The 18,430-nt window shown below is 46.4% G+C and carries 19 protein-coding genes and 1 riboswitch; of the genes, 3 read left to right on the forward strand and 16 right to left on the reverse strand.

Going from position 1 to position 18,430, the window contains the following annotated elements; all coding sequences use genetic code 11:
• The 10 genes from glmM to ACJ28U_RS05695 form a co-directional block, all read right to left on the reverse strand.
• On the reverse strand, positions 1-1,065 hold a 1,065-nt coding region (gene glmM / locus ACJ28U_RS05650), incomplete at its 3' end, for a phosphoglucosamine mutase (protein WP_407618646.1).
• A gap of 9 nt (positions 1,066-1,074) precedes the next feature.
• The gene (locus ACJ28U_RS05655) at positions 1,075-2,052 is read right to left on the reverse strand and encodes a YbbR-like domain-containing protein (protein ID WP_099088189.1); all 978 of its coding nucleotides are present in this window, start codon (positions 2,050-2,052) and stop codon (positions 1,075-1,077) included.
• Positions 2,052-2,885 carry a diadenylate cyclase CdaA gene (gene cdaA / locus ACJ28U_RS05660; RefSeq protein ID WP_010369941.1) on the reverse strand — a complete coding sequence of 278 codons (834 nt, stop codon included), beginning with the start codon at positions 2,883-2,885 and terminating at the stop codon, positions 2,052-2,054. The genes ACJ28U_RS05655 and cdaA overlap by 1 nt, the downstream gene beginning before the upstream one ends.
• 11 nt (positions 2,886-2,896) lie before the next feature.
• A complete protein-coding gene (locus ACJ28U_RS05665; protein ID WP_099088190.1) occupies positions 2,897-4,948 on the reverse strand; it encodes a Na+/H+ antiporter in 2,052 nt (683 codons plus the stop codon).
• A gap of 23 nt (positions 4,949-4,971) precedes the next feature.
• A complete protein-coding gene (gene murB, locus ACJ28U_RS05670; RefSeq protein WP_099088191.1) occupies positions 4,972-5,868 on the reverse strand; it encodes a UDP-N-acetylmuramate dehydrogenase in 897 nt (298 codons plus the stop codon).
• A 17-nt stretch (positions 5,869-5,885) separates the two neighbouring features.
• The gene (locus ACJ28U_RS05675; RefSeq protein WP_010369947.1) at positions 5,886-6,419 is read right to left on the reverse strand and encodes a 3'-5' exonuclease; all 534 of its coding nucleotides are present in this window, start codon (positions 6,417-6,419) and stop codon (positions 5,886-5,888) included.
• A 19-nt stretch (positions 6,420-6,438) separates the two neighbouring features.
• Positions 6,439-6,948, reverse strand: a complete 510-nt coding sequence (locus tag ACJ28U_RS05680; RefSeq protein WP_099088192.1) for a GNAT family N-acetyltransferase — start codon at positions 6,946-6,948, stop codon at positions 6,439-6,441.
• 1 nt (position 6,949) lies between these two features.
• A complete protein-coding gene (tsaE, locus tag ACJ28U_RS05685; RefSeq protein WP_010369951.1) occupies positions 6,950-7,417 on the reverse strand; it encodes a tRNA (adenosine(37)-N6)-threonylcarbamoyltransferase complex ATPase subunit type 1 TsaE in 468 nt (155 codons plus the stop codon).
• Positions 7,418-7,544: 127 nt separating this feature from the next.
• Positions 7,545-8,522, reverse strand: coding sequence for a phosphate acetyltransferase (gene pta / locus ACJ28U_RS05690; protein WP_010369953.1), 978 nt, complete (start codon positions 8,520-8,522; stop codon positions 7,545-7,547).
• Positions 8,523-8,647: 125 nt separating this feature from the next.
• Positions 8,648-9,310 carry a uracil-DNA glycosylase gene (locus tag ACJ28U_RS05695; protein WP_407618647.1) on the reverse strand — a complete coding sequence of 221 codons (663 nt, stop codon included), beginning with the start codon at positions 9,308-9,310 and terminating at the stop codon, positions 8,648-8,650.
• Positions 9,311-9,368: 58 nt separating this feature from the next.
• On the opposite strand from ACJ28U_RS05695, the gene ACJ28U_RS05700 reads away from it, so the two are divergent.
• The 3 genes from ACJ28U_RS05700 (at position 9,369) to ACJ28U_RS05710 (ending at position 10,755) form a co-directional block, all read left to right on the forward strand.
• Positions 9,369-9,974 (forward strand): hypothetical protein, encoded by a 606-nt coding sequence (locus ACJ28U_RS05700; protein WP_407618648.1) that lies wholly within the window; start codon positions 9,369-9,371, stop codon positions 9,972-9,974.
• A riboswitch (guanidine-I (ykkC/yxkD leader) is annotated at positions 9,960-10,054 on the forward strand. (Overlaps the previous gene by 15 nt.)
• Positions 10,055-10,111: 57 nt before the next feature.
• Complete coding sequence (locus tag ACJ28U_RS05705) at positions 10,112-10,441, forward strand: multidrug efflux SMR transporter (protein WP_224228719.1); 330 nt, start codon at positions 10,112-10,114, stop codon at positions 10,439-10,441.
• Complete coding sequence (locus ACJ28U_RS05710; RefSeq protein WP_010369965.1) at positions 10,441-10,755, forward strand: multidrug efflux SMR transporter; 315 nt, start codon at positions 10,441-10,443, stop codon at positions 10,753-10,755. The genes ACJ28U_RS05705 and ACJ28U_RS05710 overlap by 1 nt, the downstream gene beginning before the upstream one ends.
• A 40-nt stretch (positions 10,756-10,795) precedes the next feature.
• Here ACJ28U_RS05710 and ACJ28U_RS05715 read toward each other — a convergent pair whose 3' ends face one another.
• From ACJ28U_RS05715 to rnr, 6 genes are all read right to left on the reverse strand, one after another.
• Positions 10,796-11,533, reverse strand: a complete 738-nt coding sequence (locus tag ACJ28U_RS05715) for an amino acid ABC transporter ATP-binding protein (protein WP_099088195.1) — start codon at positions 11,531-11,533, stop codon at positions 10,796-10,798.
• Positions 11,533-12,978, reverse strand: coding sequence for an ABC transporter substrate-binding protein/permease (locus ACJ28U_RS05720; protein ID WP_407618649.1), 1,446 nt, complete (start codon positions 12,976-12,978; stop codon positions 11,533-11,535). Before ACJ28U_RS05720 ends, ACJ28U_RS05715 begins: the two co-directional genes overlap by 1 nt.
• 90 nt (positions 12,979-13,068) lie before the next feature.
• On the reverse strand, positions 13,069-14,484 hold the full coding sequence (locus ACJ28U_RS05725; RefSeq protein WP_407618650.1) for an MFS transporter: 1,416 nt from the start codon (positions 14,482-14,484) through the stop codon (positions 13,069-13,071).
• Positions 14,481-15,281, reverse strand: a complete 801-nt coding sequence (locus ACJ28U_RS05730) for an alpha/beta hydrolase (RefSeq protein ID WP_407618651.1) — start codon at positions 15,279-15,281, stop codon at positions 14,481-14,483. The genes ACJ28U_RS05725 and ACJ28U_RS05730 overlap by 4 nt, the downstream gene beginning before the upstream one ends.
• A 105-nt stretch (positions 15,282-15,386) precedes the next feature.
• Positions 15,387-15,854 carry an SsrA-binding protein SmpB gene (gene smpB / locus ACJ28U_RS05735; RefSeq protein ID WP_407618652.1) on the reverse strand — a complete coding sequence of 156 codons (468 nt, stop codon included), beginning with the start codon at positions 15,852-15,854 and terminating at the stop codon, positions 15,387-15,389.
• Positions 15,855-16,067: 213 nt separating this feature from the next.
• Positions 16,068-18,425: a ribonuclease R gene (gene rnr, locus ACJ28U_RS05740; RefSeq protein WP_407618653.1), complete on the reverse strand. Its 2,358-nt coding sequence runs from the start codon at positions 18,423-18,425 to the stop codon at positions 16,068-16,070.
• Positions 18,426-18,430 lie beyond the last annotated feature (5 nt).

An 18,430-nucleotide genomic window follows, 5' to 3' on the forward strand; every position in this document is an offset into this window, starting at 1 on the left:
AACATGCAGCAATTGCAAAGCTGTCAACATACCATCACCAGTTGTTGACCAGTCCAAGAACACCACGTGACCTGATTGCTCACCGCCCAAGTTATACCCAGACTTCAACATCTCTTCGACCACATAGCGATCACCAACAGCCGTCTTAACTGATGACATGTTGTTTTCAGCCATGGCCTTGTACATACCGATGTTTGACATGACCGTTGTGACAATTGTGTCTTGCTTCAAACGACCGTGTTCTGACAAGTACTTACCTGTAATGAACATGACCTTATCACCGTCGACAACGTCACCGTTTTCGTCAACGGCAATCAAGCGGTCACCGTCACCATCAAAGGCCAACCCAACTTGGGCACCATTTTCAACCGTAAACTTCGCAATTGCTTCAGGGTGTGTTGACCCGACGCCCTTGTTAATGTTCAATCCGTCAGGTGATGTGGCCATCGTGACAAAGTCAGCGCCCATGTCAGCAAACAAATTGGCAACTAAACCAGACGTTGCACCATTGGCTGCATCGATGGCAATGTTCATGCCTGACAAATCATCAGGGATGGTTGTCTGCAAGTACTCGAGGTACTTAGCGGCCCCTTCAGGAAAGTCTGACACTGTTCCCAAGCCTTCAGCGGCTGGACGAGGCAATGTATCTTCCGGTGCATCAAGCAACGCTTCAATTTCAGCTTCCAACTCATCTGATAATTTGAAGCCATCTGCGCCAAAGAACTTAATCCCGTTATCTTCAGCTGGATTGTGTGAGGCTGTGATTTGTGCACCAGCATCTGCTTGTTGGGCACGCACTAAGTAAGCAACGCCGGGCGTTGAAATGACGTTCAAACGCAAAATTTCAATACCGACTGATAGCAAACCAGCAATCAAAGCATGCTCCAACATTTGTCCTGACATACGTGTGTCACGACCAACTAGCACGCGTGGTCGGCGGCCTTCAGCGTGGCGCGTCAAAACTGCACCACCCATGCGACCGAGACGGAAAGCCAATTCTGGCGTTAATTCCTTATTGGCAATCCCGCGCACACCATCTGTTCCAAAATAATGTAATTCAACCATAATGTTTTTTTATTGCTCCTTGGGCGTAATCGTTACCGTGACCGTTGTCGGATTTACACTATCCGTTCCGTCTGGCGTATTCACCGTGACATCTTGAGATGACGCTGCCGTCACCCCGTTCAAATCGACCGTCACAGGAATCTCTTTTAACTTATTCAATACATCAATCTTACCACGAACTGTGATCTCATTTACAGAGCCCGTAAGATTAAAGTTTGAAGCCGACCCGTTTTTTGTCTTAATTTTTAGCGGTACCTGCTTGGTACCTGTCCCAGCTGTCACTGGAATTTTCACCGTCGTTACCTGTGGTGAAATGCCAACGTCAACTGGGTGTCCCTTAGCATCAAGGGCCTGCAATGTCACTGTTTGTGTGACTGACTTGCTCGTGTCGCGTTTCAATTGCGCCACCGCAACCACAGTCTCTACTTCGTTAACTGCTGATTCACGTCCCATCAACTGAACGTTGTTAACTGATGACGTCACGGTGCCAACGGTATACCCGTCCGCAATCGCATCCTTATTGTAATCCGTGTGGACCGTGTAATACGCTGACGTCCGCTTATAGATCGTCACAGTTACCTTCGACTTGGCTAGCTTATACGTCAAATCGCGGTTCAAACCTGACACCTTTAGCGCCACCGTGTGCGTACCATCAGTCAGTTTTGTTAGGTCTGCATAGACTTGAAAGTTTTTGGTGTTCTTAGCTGCCGTCACCAAAGCCGACGAACCAGTCAAGGTGACATCAACTGTATCAGGCGCACCCGAAATATAATATTCATCCGTATCGATGCCGTTCAATTGCAACGGAACCGACACTTTTTCTGACTTCGATGAGACCAACCCTTTTAAGATACCCGTGGTTGTTGCGCCACTTTCTGTCGAATTGCGCGTGGTCTTCGTTGACTGGCCATCCGCATAGACCGACATTAAGATGGCAACTAATAACGTTGCCCCCAGATAAATCAGTTTGTCGTAACTTTTTTTCATTACTTCTCACCCCGCTTAAATGTCGGTACAAAGCGTGACCACCAGTTTTGCTTGACCGCCCCATTTTCAGGCACTAATTGGCGTGTCAAATATTTGCGATAGTCCTCACGCGACAATGACTGCATTAATTCTGCATTACGCGTAATTGACACTGCCCCGGTTTCCTCTGAGACAACAATCGTCAAGGCATCCGTTACTTCTGAAATCCCCACTGAGGCACGGTGCCGCGTCCCCAGTTCCTTCGGGATCGTTGGATTATCTGATAATGGCAAGTAAGCCGCTGCCGCTGCCAAGCGGGCATCTTTGATAATTACCGCGCCGTCGTGCAAAGGCGTATTCGGAATAAAAGTATTAATCAACAATTGACTGGTCACTTCCGCATCAATCTTAATTCCGGTTTCGATATATTCTTCTAGCCCGGTTTCCATTTCAATTGAAATCAACGCTCCAATATGTCGCTTTGACATATATTGAATGGCATCGTCCAATTCATTAATCAGCTTGGTTTCGTCTTGATAAGCCTGTCGTTGCTTAAACAATGCCGATCGCCCCAGGTGTTCCAAACCGCGTCGAATTTCTGGTTGGAAGACGACAACTAATGCAATCACACCCCAATTAATAATTTGGTCGGTTAACCACGAAATCGTGGTCAAACCAATGTACCAACTAACAACCTTCACCACAATCACAATACCAACACCACGTAACAGCGTAACCGCCTTGGTACCGCGAATCAGCATCATCAACCGATAAAGGAGCCACCAAACAATGACAACGTCAATAATGCGGACAATACTGACACTCTTCACCAGTGCTTCAATATTAAAATTCATTGTACTGCCCCCTACTCTTCTTCATCCGTTAATAGACCAGCTTCAGCAAAATTAATCATTTGACGAATCCGCAAGCCAGTCTCAGCAGAAATAAAGTGCGCGTCATACAAATGCTGGGTTGCCTCACGTTGTGCATTTAGTCCAGCCACTTCAAGATCCATGCGTACCAACGCCTCCGATTGCCCACCATTATGTTTCTGATGCTCCAAGCGTGAACGATACATAATGATTAAGTTGTAGGCTGCCGTTTGGTCAGTCTTTGACGCTTGGCCATCTTCACTTGCCAAATATGTTGAAATTGCTGCAATCGCAGCTTTCGATGATTCATGACGGGCAAGCTTGTATTCCGCAATTAGGCGATCAGACGAATCGTCACTCAACCAAATTCGAATTGACCGGCGGGTCGAAATCACAAAACGCTTCAATTGACGCCATGTCCGCTTGGTTTTATCATGCGTAATCAAATCATCCAAATCCGCTTCCACGCGATCAATCCGGCGATTCTCACTTGCAAACACCAATGGTGTAATTTTTTCGTCAACCAACAAGCCTCGTAATGCACTTCGTTCCGCGTCCAATGCGATTTCACGTAAGTTCATTTCGGCTTTCAAAATTGGACTAAGTTTGTCAATTTTCATAAATCGCATCTGCAATTGGCGAATCTGCATTTGATAGCGCAGAATAATTTCATAGGCAATGGCTTGATTTGATTCTCGGCGACGCGTCTCAATTTCGCGGACTGCTGACTGCAAGACATACACTCGGGCACGTGGCTCGGACATGTGCTGTGCGACAACCGCCTGTGGACTCTTTTCACCTGGCGGAACCTGCGTCTTTGGCTTTTCAGCCAGCAACGGCAAGAAAATAATCGCAGCCAACAATGAAATGATAATAACCACCGCTGCAATAAAGAGCATTAGAGCACGTTGTGGGAATGGCATCCCCGCATCAGTGACCAACGGTACCGACAACACACCGGCCATTGTCACGGCCCCACGCACCCCTGACAAACCAGATAACAAGGCAACCCGCCATGACGCTGTTTCGTTATGGTGATTTTTTAATCGCACCCATTGGTTAATGTATGTCCAAATGACACGCATTCCAAAGATAACAACCCAGGTAATAAAGGCATACCAGATGGCCATTGGTACAGAAATCACGTTGCCCAACTCAGTTGCTAGTGGTAGCTCAATGCCCAGAATCACGAAAATATAGCCATTCAACAAATAACCAAACACATTCCATGTGTTGATTCCAACGACGTGTAACTCACCAGAATAATCAGCGTCATTCTTCGTGTGAAGGTTTTGCACAATCGCCGAAACAACCACCGCAATAACCCCTGACGCATGTACTTCTTCAGCCAATAAGTACACCAAGAATGGGCTAAATAATTGCAACACCACGCGCAAGACAACATCAGTTGCGCCCTTTGATGATAAGAAATCACCCAGGATATTCAGCAAGAACCCGAGCACCAACCCAATCAACGTTCCCATCAACGAGATATAGAAAAAGTTACCGGTCGCGGCTAATAGTGAAAAGGTTCCAGCAGATGCTGCTTTGACAGCAAAGTTAAAGCCGACCAACCCGCTGGCATCATTAATCAAACTTTCGCCGGCCACCAAGTGCATGATTGACGGTGGCAATTTGGCTTGCTTGGCAATCGCAGCCACAGCGACCGGGTCAGTTGGTGACAAAATCGCAGCAATCGCAAATGCGACTGGCAGCGGTAACTCTGGGACGAGGCCATAAATAATAAAGCCCCCCAGGATGGTCGTTAAAAAGACTAGTAAAATAGCATTTCCGAAGATCGCACCGCGCAACTCCCAAAGTTCTCGTTTCGGAAATCGCCAGGCGTCTGAATACAGCAACGGTGCAATAAATAATAGCAAAAACCATTCTGTATCTAATTCAATGTGTACATTTAAAAACAAAGCGGCCAGCAGACCCAAACTGATTTGGATCAAACTGACCGGCACACGTTTGAGGAAATGCGACAAAATATTACCGATGACCACCAATGAGGTTAACCCCACAATGGTTTGTAATAGTTCCATAATTCCTCCCTTAATTCAATTCATTAGTTACCCAAAATACGAACTTCAGTTTCCAAATCAACCCCAAACTTCTCTTTAACCACCGCTTGGACGTGCTTAATTACATTGACGTAATCAGAGCCCGTTGCGTTACCGCGGTTAACGATAAACCCAGCGTGCTTCGTTGAAACTTGGGCACCCCCAATTTGGAAGCCTTGTAGGCCTGCATCCATAATTAGCTTACCCGCGAAGTAGCCTTCTGGTCGCTTGAAGACAGAGCCGCACGACGGAAACTCCAAAGGTTGCTTGCTAGCACGCTTTTGGTTAAAGTCTTCCATACGTGCTTCAATCGCTGCCCCATCATCTGGCTGGAGCTTAAACGTTGCCGAAATGATCACATCGCCCGTATCTTGGACCAAACTGTGACGGTAACTAAATTGTAAGTCTGCATTGCTATAGCTCTTGATTTCACCTGCTGGTGTGATGACTTCAGCTGACTCAAGCCAGCCATCAACTTGCCCACCATATGCGCCCGCATTCATGAAGACGGCACCGCCGACTGAGCCCGGAATACCAGCAGCCCATTCAATCCCGGCCAGATTGTGCTCACGGGCAATTTGGGTAACATCAATAATAGTTGCCCCTGCAGTTGCCTTAATGCGGTTGCCTGACACGGCTACCTCATTAAGCTTCGTCACGAAAATCGTGAGGCCGCGCAACCCATCGTCCGTAATAATCAAGTTTGAGGCATTGCCCAACACTGTCATTGGCACGTCATGCGTGGTTGCATAGGCAACCACTTCACGTAACTCTGCGACCGTCCGGGGCCAAAATACCAAATCAGCTTCACCACCCACACGTGTATTCGTGTAAGCAGATAAAGCCACATGTTGACGAATATCTAGCCCTGGAAAGGCTGTTATAAGTTCATTTGTGTTCATCTCTCTTATTTTCCTCGTTAAATTACCTTAACCAGTTGCTTCAAGGGATCGACCCCAAACTGTTCGGCTTGTGTGACCAAAATCCGAGCCGCCGCAACGGTATCATCTAAGGCATTGTGGTGGTGCTTCAAATCAATTTGCAAGGCATCGGCTACCGTGTTCAACTTGTGATTTGGTAGCTGTGGATACAACTTACGTGACGTCCGCACCGTGTCTAATGACAGGTAATGTGGGGCTGAAATGCCATAGTGGCCTAATGTCTCACGCAGTACCCCGTTGTCAAACGGCGCATTGTGCGCAATGACAAGTTGATTTGCGGTATAAAACTGCTTAATCTGTTCCCAAACTTCGGGAAACTTTGGCGCATCAACAACATCAGCTTCCGTAATGCCGTGAATTTTAGTATTTCGGGCATCAAAATACGATTCCGGCTTAATTAGTGTATAAAATTCATCCACGAGTATGTTGTCACGTACAACAACAAGTGCCATTGAAACAGCACTATGGCGCTGGGCACTCGCGGTTTCAAAGTCCATTGCGACAAAATTCATAAATCGTGCACCCCATTATTTACTTCAAGTTTAACAGCATATCAAACGCCGGCACCTGTTCGCCCGCACTATTTTCTACCAAAGTTTCCGAATTAGGTACGCGGGTAAAGCCCACTTTTTCATAAATATGAATCGCCGGTGCATTATGACTTTGAACGGTTAAACGAATGACATCAACTGTGCTGTACTCGTGAGCCCAAGTCAACATTTCATCAATCAATGCTTGTGCGAGGCCAAAGCCTTGGTATGCTGCCAATACGGCAACCCCGACTTCAACTTCACGTGGCTTGCCTGGAATCGCAGCCGCTGAAATCAGACCAAACAATTCATCTTCGTCACTGGCAACCACTAAAATAATATTATTCGTGGTTGCTTGCAGAAAACTGATATTATCTGCCTCAGTAACCCCATCAATCGTTTCTAAATCTTGCGCAACCATAAACGTTGTCGATTCTGTCTGTAATTGGTGTAGCAGCGCCAGCAACTTATCGGCATCACGACCTTCAGCTGGTCGAATCATTAATTCCATGTTATTTCTCCAAAGCAGCTAAAATAGCTTCTGAACGAGGCCCGGTAGCTCGCACTGATATCGTCCGTAATAGTCCCGTTTCATCCTGGTCAAGGCGTGCCAAATCAATGATGAGGACATCTTGCGGCAATTCTGATTGAATAAACTCTGACCACTCGATCAATGCCACCCCTTCACCACCGAAGTATTCAGCCAAACCTAATTCATCACCGCCGCCCTCTTCACCTAAACGATAGACGTCCAAATGGTAGAGGGGAAAGTTTTCGGTTTGATACTCGCGTACTAATGTAAATGTTGGACTTTTCAAAGGACGACGAATACCAAGCGCCCGCGCCAAACCTTGTGTAAAGGTTGTCTTACCAGCACCCAGATCACCATTCAACAAAATTGTATCACCCGGTTGAACCAGTTTTGCTAGTCGGGCCGCTAGCGTTTGTGTTTCTTCAACTGTGTTTACTGTTAATCTCATAATGTCAAGTATACCATTTTTGACAGGCATATTACAGGTGAAAAAGGTAGTCAACTGACTGTTTAACGGCAACAAAAAACGCAAACTTGCACTCAGCAAATTTGCGTTTCTAATTATTATTTAATCATTAAGCCAAAGCTTGTGCAGCTGTGATGATAGCTACCTTGTAGACATCTTCTTCATTTGCACCACGTGACAAGTCTGAGATTGGCTTTGCCAAACCTTGCAAAACAGGTCCGATTGCTTCAAAGCCACCCAAACGTTGGGCAATCTTGTAACCAATGTTACCTGATTGCAAATCTGGGAAGACAAAGACATTCGCGTGACCAGCAACTTCTGATTCAGGAGCCTTAGCAGCTGCAACTGATTCAACAAATGCTGCATCAAATTGCAATTCACCATCGATAGCTAATTCAGGCGCAGCCGTCTTAGCCAATTGCGTTGCTTCGGCAACCTTATCAACTTGTGGCGCCTTAGCTGACCCCTTCGTTGAGAAGCTCAACATTGCAACCTTTGGATCGATACCAAAGACCTTGGCCGTGTTAGCTGATTGTACAGCAATTTCAGCCATCGTTTGGGCATCGATATCAATGTTAATGGCCGCATCGGCAAAGATGTAACGCTCATCATCGCGTTGCATGACGAAGGCACCTGAAATACGTGATGAACCTGGTGCCGTCTTGATGATTTGCAAAGCTGGGCGGACCGTGTCCCCAGTTGGGTGCGTTGCACCAGAAACCATACCATCAGCAACTTCAAGGTAAACCAACATCGTACCGAAGTAGTTAACATCTTCCAACCACTTTGAAGCAGTTGCCGCATCCGTCTTACCGTTACGACGTTCAACCAAAGCATCAACCATCTTCTCACGTGCATCTGCTGGGTATTCTGCAGGATCAATGATTTGCAAACCTGACAAATCAAAGTTGTTTGCTGCCGCAGTTGCTTCGATAGCTGCCTTGCTTCCCAACAAGATTGGCTTTACCAATTCTTCCGCAGCCAAACGAACCGCTGCGCCTTGAATACGTACATCTTCACCTTCTGGGAATACCAAAGTCTTACCTTGGCCCTTAATTTGTGATGACAATTGCTCAAAGAGTTCCATGATGGAAAACCTCCGTTTTTTTATAGCTTGATAGCGTTTTTTATTACAACCTTATTATGACAAATATCGCTTTTGTTTACTAGTCAAAAGTGACATTTTTTGTGATTTTATTCACACAAAAAACATTACCAACGAATTGGTTGTTGCTGATTGGCTTGTAAAAAAGCATTCGCTTGTGAGAACGGGCGTGACCCAAAGAACCCACGGTAAGCTGACAGCGGGCTTGGATGTGGTGCCTGCAAAATCAAGTTATTTGGTCCCATAATTAACGGCGCCTTCTTTTGCGCTGGTTTTCCCCACAGAATAAAGACCGTTGGTTGCGGTTGCTGGGCGACCAAACTGATGGTAGCGTCGGTCAATTGTTCCCAAATTTTGCCGGCATGCCCATTTGCCTGATGAGCCGGTACTGTTAGGACTGTGTTCAGTAAAAGCACGCCCTGCTCAGCCCAGGCGTGCAAATCGCCCGTCCGCGGGGCTGGTTGCTGCAAGTCGGTGACATACTCTTTATAGATATTCACAAGTGACTTTGGCAATGCCATGTCGGCAGGTACCGAGAAACTAAGGCCTTGCGCCTGAGCTGGATTCGGATATGGATCTTGCCCAAGAATAACAACTTTCACTTGGCTCAGCGGTGTCGCCTGGTAAGCGGCGAAAACATTTTCACGGGCTGGATAAACTGCCCCACCCGCATAAACTGCTTCTAAAAATTGCTGGACTGCATCAAAATACGACTGCCCTAATCGCTCAGTCAAAGGTTGCAACCAGTCGGTGTTGGTTAAATCTGCCATGGTTATGCCTCACATTTTATTTGGTTTAACTATATAATAGGGCTAAGGAGGTGCCCATATGCGTGAATTATATCTAACACAAGTCACCCATGCCGCAACAGGCATGAGTCTGGTCACCAACGAATTGGGGACTATTGCATACTATATTACCGGAGAAATGGGGCAAACTGGTAATCGTTTAAAAATTCTTGATAAAAGTGCTCACGTCTTAGCAGAATTAGAGCAAGCTTCCCTTGGCTTTCTGCCCCGTTTTACACTACGGGTAGCTAACACCCAAGTCGGGTCAATCGGCTTATCATTACAGCTTCGAGAAGTCCTCTTCGTGAGTGGCGTGAATTGGTTAATCCTTGGCAATTTGGATAAACAACGTTTTCAAATCAGTAAAATGCGCCACCAGCTGGCAGTCTCTTTTCCAAAGGGCGATGGCCGCCTAACCATTCAAATCGCTGATGTCGATAATGAAGTCGCCCTTGTCTTAATCACGGCATTTCTAGATCGTTGGCAATTCATTGCGAGTGGTCGAACGGCGCCTTGGTTCACTCTCATGACTGGTCGTGAACCGCTACTCGGATCGTCATATCGCGAATTAAAACCTGGTTTGCCAAGCCATTCCCAATTTGTTACACTTGGGACATCAATTAAATCGCATCAAAAGCGTCGCTAGGGTTCCGCACAGTTACTGTGGTCTGGTCCAAGAGCGACCGCGTGCTTGCACGTACACGGAAGGACAAAAGCCTGGGAGTTAACGACATATGCCGCTAACTCCCAGGCTTTTCTATTGATGTGATCAAAGGAGGACTTATGATGACTTTATTACGAAATCCGTGGCTAAAAGTGGCTGCTGCGGTGGTTTTTGAGCCCATGTGGGTGTTGGGGATGAAACACGCCGACAATATTTGGATGACTGGGTTAACCATTTTCGCCCTGATTGCTTCCTTCTTCATGCTACTTAAGGCAAGTGATGAATTACCTGTCGGCACGGTGTACGCCATTTTTGTTGGTCTTGGTACCGTGGCCACCATCATTGCCAACTGGGCGTTCTATGGTGAATCACTTGGCGTCGTACAATTGGGCTTAATCGCGGCCCTACTCTTTGGGGTTATTGGTTTGAAATTAATGGAGGACGCATAATGGCTTGGTTATTTATTATTTTAGCTGGACTCGGCGAAACCAGTGGTGTCGTCATGATGAATGAATGGCACCGTCGCCGGCACTGGTCGGCCATCGTTGGGCTACTCATCAGCTTCGGGTTTAGTCTATCGCTACTCTCGCTGGGGATTCGTGATATTCCATTAGGTACGGCCTATGCTGTCTGGACTGGCATTGGTACAGTCGGTGGTACCCTGGTTGGCATGCTCTTTTACGGCGAATCACGCGATTGGAAACGTATTCTATTCATCGCCATCATCTTAGCCGCCGCTGTTGGTTTGAAATTTACGGAATAATAAAATCCCGCGGTCACAACATGACCAGCGGGATTTTTCATTAGACATTCAAAACTTTATTCAAGAAGTCGCGTGTTCGCTCATCTTGCGGGTTATTAAAGACTTCCTCAGGTGTGCCTTCTTCACGAATGTAACCATCAGCGAAGAAAACAACCCGATCAGCAACTTGCTTGGCAAAGCCCATTTCGTGGGTCACGACAATCATCGTCATGCCCTCTTCCGCAAGTTCTTTCATAACAGCCAATACATCCCCAACCATTTCAGGGTCAAGGGCTGACGTCGGCTCATCAAACAGCATAATCTTTGGATTCATGGCCAACGCACGTGCAATCGCCACACGTTGCTTTTGTCCACCCGACAAAGTGTTCGGCTTAACATCCGCCTTATCAGCTAGTCCAACCCGCTCAAGCAACTTACGGGCCGTCTGTTCGGCTTCAGCCTTGCTTTGCTTCCCAACTTCAACCGGGGCCAACATCATGTTTTCCAACACCGTCAAATGTGGAAACAAGTTAAAGTGTTGGAACACCATACCAATCGTTTCGCGTGTTTTATCAATGTTGTTCTTTGGGTCAACTAAGTCCCAACCATTAATCTTAATTTGACCAGAATTAATTTCTTCCAACTTATTAAGTGAACGCAAGAAAGTTGACTTTCCTGAACCCGATGGTCCAATCATGACAACCACTTCGCCTTCTTCAACGTCCAAACTAATGCCCTTCAAGACCTCGTTTTTACCGTAGCTTTTGTGAACATCCTTCACTTCAACAATCGCTGCCATTAGTTAATCCTCTTTTCTACCCAGTTAGATAACCACGTCAACACCGTGATGACAATCAAGTACAAAACAGCAATCATTAACCAGACCTTGAACCCTTGGAGATTACGCGCAATGATCAACGTACCCGTTTGCGTCAGTTCAATAATTCCGATTGCTGACAAAATTGATGTATCCTTCAACGTGATAATAAATTGGTTAATGAAACTAGGAATCGTCAAACGAATTCCTTGTGGCATCACAACCTTACGCATCGCCTTACCATATGGCATCCCAAGTGACCGAGCGGCTTCTAGCTGACCCGGATCAACTGACCTAAAGCCACCACGAACGAACGCCCCGATATAGGCACCTTCATTCAAAATCAGCGTAACGACACCAGCTGTAAAGGCCGGAATCTTTTGGCCAGTCAAGTTAGGAATACCAATATAAATAAAGAAGGCCAAAACTAGCATTGGCAACCCACGGAAGATGTAGATAATAACCGATGATAAGCCTCGGATAACCTTACTTGGCGCAACACCCATCACACCAAGTAGCACACCCCAAATGGCTGCCAAGACGATACCAACAATCGTCAATTGTAACGTCTTAATTAATCCATCAAACAAAGCTGCCTTGTTTTCTTTAATCAACGACCAGATAGATTGGTCAGCGGCTGACTTAGCGGCTGCATTTTCCTTGTAGTTGTACCCACCTTCACCAAGGTAACGGTTAACGATTTTATCGTAAGTGCCGTCCTTAACTATCTTGGCATAACCAGCATTGAAGTCCTTTAGCAACGCTGCGTTAGCGCCCTTTTTAACCCCAAAGCCATACCAATTACCATCAGCTGGGTCCGTCACAATTTTCATTTTTGTACCTTGTTGAATCGCATAGGCCATTACTGGCTGATCCTCAAAAGCCGCCACCGTGTTACCGATGATGACATCATTGTACATCGTGTTTGAATCATTAAAGTAGGTAATCTTGAAATCGTACTTTTTGGCCATTCGTTGCGCATACATCGCGCCAGAACTACCCGTCTTGGCTGCCACGGTCTTACCCTTCAAGTCTTTCAGTGAATCCACCTTAGACTTGTTAGCAACTGCCATGACGATACCACTCTTATAGTATGGCGTACCAAAATCAAATGTTTGCTTACGTTCATCCGTAATCGACATCCCCGCCAAGATACCGTCAACTTGGCCTGCCTGAACTGCTTGTACACCCGCGTTAAAGCTCATTGGCTTCAACGTATACGTAAAGTGTTCGCGCTTCGAAATTTCCTTCAACATATCCATGTCGATACCACGATAATCCCCACCTTGGGTTTGAAACTCAAATGGTGGGAACGTCGTATCCGTTGTAATCGTGTAATGCGATGCTGCATGCATCGTTTGCCCGCCGACTGTCATCCCCATGACGGTCGCAACTAGCACTACCAGGCCGGTCAGCCATTTGCGCATGACGAAATCCTCCTAAATCACCCATATTATTCTATATGCTAGTATCTTACTCTCATTCAGAAAAAAGATGTTGTGTGATGTCAGATTTGCTCACATTTCCGATTTACTGGTCGCTGTACGCCAAACATTTATGATAAGTGCGATAAGCGATGCACCGACTGCGACATAAAAGACCATCCGACTTGCGTGCAGGTAGGTTGTGCCTAGGCCACGCGTGATGTGCTTAACTCCTGGTAGTTGTGCATACAGGAAGTTTGTCGCAAAACTAATACCGACCGCCATGCCAATTGTCCGGAACAATGAATTCATTGAACCGGCCACGCCAGCCAGCTTAGGTGATACCAGCCCCATCGTAATCGAATTGTTAGGCGTTAAGGTAAATGCCATCCCTACCCCGTTTAGAATAATTGGCCACAGCACATAACCTAAACCTCTTTGGCCACCATAGAAAGCATAACCAATCTGCGACACTAACAACATGGCTAAGCCAATGGTCACTAGTTGCGGCCGTCGTTCAGGCGCTGACGCTAATCGACCAACAAACGGAGAAAGCAATAACATCACGACAGATTGGGTGGCAACAATCAAACCACTCACACCCGGTGAAAACGGTAGGTAGTCCTGTAGATAGAACGGCAACAAAATGTTAGAAAATGAGTTGACGAACATTGCCAAGAATAACACGCTGGTTGATGTTAAGAAGGTGATATTCCGTAAGACTTGTGGATCAATCCAAGGTGATGGTGCGAAATCATCCTGCAAGAATGATAGCGCCGTGACAATTCCACCACCAACCAAAAAGACCATCATATTGGTGAATTGGTTCAGTCCTGGCAACGTAATCCAACCACTACTGAACATTAACACGATACCGACTGAAAAAATGAATTGTCCTAACCAGTTAACCCGTCGCGCTTGTTCACGAATATCAGTCCAGGTTAGTTTTGGTCGAGGAAAAGCCCCCTTCGCCCAGAACATAATCGCGATGGCGACCGGTACGTTTAGTAAAAAAATCCACCGCCATGACAAAATCGATGTAATTAAACCGCCAACCGCAGGTCCGGAAATTGACCCAACCGAGATAAACATGGAATTATAAGCCAGTGCCTTGGCACGTTCCTTGTCAGCAAAGTGTTCATTAATGATGCCCATGGCATTCGCCATGACCATCGCTGAACCCACCGCTTGCACAAACCGGCCAACCAACACACCGATAAAATTGGGCGCGATACCAGTCAAGAGCGAGCCAATAATAAACACCCAGCCACCAGCTCGGTAAACCGCGTTTTTCGAAAAAACATCACCCGCGTGGCCAAACATGACCAAGAAGACGACCGTCGTAATGAGGCCAACTTGTACGACCTGAGTACTTAAGGCGGCACTAACGTCAAATGCACGCGCCATGCGTGGCAAAGCCAGTGTCACACTCGCCCCAGATAAGGCCGTGACAAATGAAAAAGCGCCTAATGAGGCCGTAATCGACTGTGAATTTTGTGTCTCACTCATGACGCTGCCCCCAAGCCTAACACACGGATCACAAAAGCGATTGAAGCCGGCAAAGCATCAGCCATATACCCTTCACCATGACGTCCGCCTGGCAAAACCAAGGTTTCAACCCCGACCCCTAATGTGATTAAGCGATTCATTAACGTCGAAACTTCGCCAACTGGCACTAACTCAGTCATCGAATTTGCAATAAAGACGGGTTTTGTTGCGGGTGTTAACCGATCATAAATGGTTGCCGTTTCATATGGTACTTGTCCATTTGCTGTTAGATTATCAACTAACCACTTATAGTAGGCTTGATTTTCACCATCTTGATCGATATCTTTTGACTTCACATCAGCCCCAATAATCAGTTGCTTACCCACAACATCAGGGTGCGTTGCCATGAAACCGGCTAAATCATTTAATCCCGACCATGAAACCGTTGGCGTTGCTAATAATTGTGCGGCCTCTAATGCGATGTTACCACCAGATGAGGCACCCCAAATGACGAGCTTATCTAACCGGAAATGCTCATTTGAAACAAGCCACTTTACCGCTGTAACCGCATCAGTCCGTTGGGTAGGAAAGATATTCTCGCCCGTCTCACCATTCGCTAAACGATAATTAATTGCCGCAACGCGAAAGTTTGCCGCGACAAGCGCACTGGCCAGTTCATCCTCCTTACGCTTATCACCTTGCCACCAGCCACCGCCATGAACAAGAACGATATCGGCAATTGCGTCACTTTCCGGCTCGTAAATATCTAATTTTTGTAACGCATCTGCCCCATATGCTAAATCTTTATTAATCTTCATTTTCTTTGACCCCCAAATAATTGTTCTAAAACACCCCCATTATAGCGCTTTACTTATCAAAACTATGCAAAAAATGAGCCGATATTAGTAATATCGGCTCATTTTTTAGCGAACTTTCAGATTACGACGCAAATCGCGTTCCTGATCTCGCTTTTTAATTGTCTCACGCTTATCGTAATTATGCTTACCCGTTGCAACCCCAATCAATACCTTTGCGAAGCCATGCTTTAAATAAACTCGCAGAGGCACAATTGTCTTACCTTGTTGCGCCGTCGCTTCACCAAGCGCTTTAATTTCATTTTTGTGGAGTAACAAACGTCGGCTACGTAATGGCTCATGGTTAAACCGGTTTCCCTGTTCAAACGGACTGATATGCACATTATCTAGCCAAGCCTGCCCATCACGCACCTGTATAAATCCATCAGCAATTGTAATCTTACTTGCCCGGACCGACTTAATTTCCGTTCCGGTTAGTTCAATCCCAGCTTCGTACGTCTCACCAATAAAGTAGTTGTACTTCGCCTTGTTGTTGGTTGCAAGTGCACCACCGTTATTTGACTTCTTCTTGGCCATAATGACCTCCTAAAGCTTTTCTCCGTTTAGATGGTTTCTCGTTTCACGAGAAAACCGTTGTTCTATGCTCTTTTAAACGCCTGCCGTGGCTTCGGTCATCACTCCATTAAGTCAAAAATTTTCGCACGCCTTTGGCGCACCGAGAAATTTTCGGCTTAACTCCGGACGACCGATTTTCTCGCGTTGCGAGAAAACCACCACTCTATGCTCTTTTTAGTGTCGGCCCTTACGGTTTGTGTTTTGGTGCTTTGACTCTGGCTTGCGGTCTGTATTCGCACCGAATGGCTTTCCACCGTTGTGCGTCTTACCACCCTTGCTTGAGCGGTTATTCTTGTCGTTGCTACGACGCTCACCTCGGTTGCGACCACCAAAGGCCCCACGACGGTCCTCAGGCACCTTAATATCCGTGATTGGGGCAGCATCGGGATCAACTAGCACAAAGTCCAAAGCTGATTGTTCCTTATCCACACGTACCAAACGTACCTTAACCGGTTGTCCAATTTGATAGATGTGGTGGAAACGGCGACCAATCAAGGCCATGTGAGCCTCATCGTAAACATACTGATCATCCGTGAAGTTTGATGTATGAATCAAACCTTCAACCGTGTTCTCCAATGAGACGAACATACCGAACTTCAAGACACCATTAACCACTGCCTCGAATTCATCGCCAACCTTGTCAGCCATAAATTCAGCCTTCTTCATGGCATCCGTATCACGTTCTGTGTCAACCGCACGACGTTCACGCACAGAAGTATCTTCACCAATTTGGGCCAACTGATCACGGTACTTAGCTTGCGCTTCTTCGCCCAAACCATTCTTCTCATACCACTTAATCAAACGGTGAACCGTCAAGTCAGGGTAACGACGAATTGGTGACGTGAAGTGCGTGTAGTACTCAGCCCCAATACCAAAGTGACCCAATGGTTGGTCTGAATACTTAGCTTGCTTCATCGTGCGCAGCATCATCGTTGAAACCATTTGTTCTTCTGGACGATCCAAGAAGAAATTATGGATGGCTTGCAAATCAGTTGACTTGATGTTTTCTGGGTCGATCTTAACCGGTGCACCAAGGGCCTTCACGAAGTCCACAAAATTTTGGACGCGGTCAGCATCTGGTGTTTCGTGAATACGGTACAAGAATGGCACGTTGGCTTGGTCAAAGTGCATGGCAACCGTTTCATTCGCTGCCAACATAAATGACTCAATCATACGTTCAGACAAACCACGTTCACGCAATTCAATGTCCGTTGGCTTACCCGTCTCATCAACAATAATCTTAGCTTCTGGTGCATCGAATTCAATTGCACCACGTTCTGTACGCTTTGCAGCCAAAGCGTTGTGCAATTGTTCCATTTCTTCGAACATTGGCACTAAGTCACTGTATTCTGAACGGGTTTCTTCATCACCAGCCAAGATAGCGTTAACTGCCTTGTACGTCATACGGGCATGTGAACGCATTACTGATGTGTGCAAACGGTGGTTAACCAAATCACCAGCTGGGGTAAATTCCATTTCAGCTGACATTGCCAAACGATCCACACCAGGGTTCAATGACGCAATACCATTTGAGATATTGCGTGGCAACATTGGGATAACTCGGTCCGTCAAGTAAACTGACGTGCCACGGTTATAGGCCTCTTCATCCAAAGGCGTGCCTTCAACAACGTAGTGAGAAACGTCTGCAATGTGAACACCAAGGTGGAAGTTACCATTTGGCATTTTCCAGACAACAACCGCGTCGTCCAAGTCCTTTGATTCAATCGCGTCAATCGTAACCAACGGTTGGTCTGTAATATCCTCACGGCCTTCGCGTTCAGAATCTTGTACGTCTTCTGGAATCTTGTTTGCTTGTTCCAAGACAGCTTCTGGGAAAACGTGTGGCACATCGTGGTTGTACACGATTTGTAGAATATCAACCCCAGGTTCATCCTTGTAACCAATCTTCTCAGTAATCGCACCCGTGAAACGCTTTGGGGCAACTGCTGAAGGATATTGATCAATTGACGCCATCACAATTTCGCCGTCAGTTGCTGCCACGCCACCTTCCTTCACTAGGAATTCAAATGACGCAAACTTTTTGTCCGTCAAACGGATGCTACCAACGTAACCCTTGTATTCTGACCCTAACTTAAACTCACCAACCACGTGCTCACGGGCGTGCGTAATAATCTCGGCAACCTTGCCTTCTGGCCCACGACCACTCGTAGCATCACCCTTACTCAACAACTTCACACGAACCTCATCACCTTGGACAGCGAACATTGTGTTGTCAGGGTTAACAAAGACATCTTCAGCCTTATCATCATAGTGTACGAAACCAAAGCCCTTATCATTAGACTTAAACGTTCCGATAACACCTTCCTTATCAGCGTCATATTGGAATGCGCCTTCATCATTAACCTTCACCTTACCGGCTCGTTCCAAAGCTGCTAAAGCTTGAACAACCTTTGTAAAGGCGTTTGCGTCATCCAAACGCAAACCATCGACCAGCGTTTGTGCTGGATAGGCTTGCGTTGGATTCGCCTTTAGGAAACCAAATAATTGGTCCTGTAATTTTTGTGCGTCCATTAAAA

This window comes from Weissella sp. MSCH1, assembly GCF_045799135.1.
Taxonomy (GTDB): domain Bacteria; phylum Bacillota; class Bacilli; order Lactobacillales; family Lactobacillaceae; genus Weissella.

Excerpts from the sequence above, each read along its gene's own strand:
- ACJ28U_RS05705 (WP_224228719.1), top strand. The coding sequence starts at position 10,112 with ATGATGACTTTATTACGAAATCCGTGGCTAAAAGTGGCTGCTGCGGTG.
- pta (WP_010369953.1), bottom strand. The coding sequence starts at position 8,522 with ATGGAACTCTTTGAGCAATTGTCATCACAAATTAAGGGCCAAGGTAAG.
- ACJ28U_RS05655 (WP_099088189.1), bottom strand. The coding sequence starts at position 2,052 with ATGAAAAAAAGTTACGACAAACTGATTTATCTGGGGGCAACGTTATTA.
- smpB (WP_407618652.1), bottom strand. The coding sequence starts at position 15,854 with ATGGCCAAGAAGAAGTCAAATAACGGTGGTGCACTTGCAACCAACAAC.
- murB (WP_099088191.1), bottom strand. The coding sequence starts at position 5,868 with ATGAACACAAATGAACTTATAACAGCCTTTCCAGGGCTAGATATTCGT.
- ACJ28U_RS05665 (WP_099088190.1), bottom strand. The coding sequence starts at position 4,948 with ATGGAACTATTACAAACCATTGTGGGGTTAACCTCATTGGTGGTCATC.
- ACJ28U_RS05715 (WP_099088195.1), bottom strand. The coding sequence starts at position 11,533 with ATGGCAGCGATTGTTGAAGTGAAGGATGTTCACAAAAGCTACGGTAAA.
- ACJ28U_RS05725 (WP_407618650.1), bottom strand. The coding sequence starts at position 14,484 with ATGAGTGAGACACAAAATTCACAGTCGATTACGGCCTCATTAGGCGCT.
- tsaE (WP_010369951.1), bottom strand. The coding sequence starts at position 7,417 with ATGAGATTAACAGTAAACACAGTTGAAGAAACACAAACGCTAGCGGCC.
- ACJ28U_RS05700 (WP_407618648.1), top strand. The coding sequence starts at position 9,369 with ATGCGTGAATTATATCTAACACAAGTCACCCATGCCGCAACAGGCATG.
- ACJ28U_RS05695 (WP_407618647.1), bottom strand. The coding sequence starts at position 9,310 with ATGGCAGATTTAACCAACACCGACTGGTTGCAACCTTTGACTGAGCGA.
- rnr (WP_407618653.1), bottom strand. The coding sequence starts at position 18,425 with ATGGACGCACAAAAATTACAGGACCAATTATTTGGTTTCCTAAAGGCG.
- ACJ28U_RS05720 (WP_407618649.1), bottom strand. The coding sequence starts at position 12,978 with ATGCGCAAATGGCTGACCGGCCTGGTAGTGCTAGTTGCGACCGTCATG.
- ACJ28U_RS05680 (WP_099088192.1), bottom strand. The coding sequence starts at position 6,948 with ATGGAATTAATGATTCGACCAGCTGAAGGTCGTGATGCCGATAAGTTG.
- ACJ28U_RS05730 (WP_407618651.1), bottom strand. The coding sequence starts at position 15,281 with ATGAAGATTAATAAAGATTTAGCATATGGGGCAGATGCGTTACAAAAA.
- ACJ28U_RS05675 (WP_010369947.1), bottom strand. The coding sequence starts at position 6,419 with ATGAATTTTGTCGCAATGGACTTTGAAACCGCGAGTGCCCAGCGCCAT.
- ACJ28U_RS05710 (WP_010369965.1), top strand. The coding sequence starts at position 10,441 with ATGGCTTGGTTATTTATTATTTTAGCTGGACTCGGCGAAACCAGTGGT.
- cdaA (WP_010369941.1), bottom strand. The coding sequence starts at position 2,885 with ATGAATTTTAATATTGAAGCACTGGTGAAGAGTGTCAGTATTGTCCGC.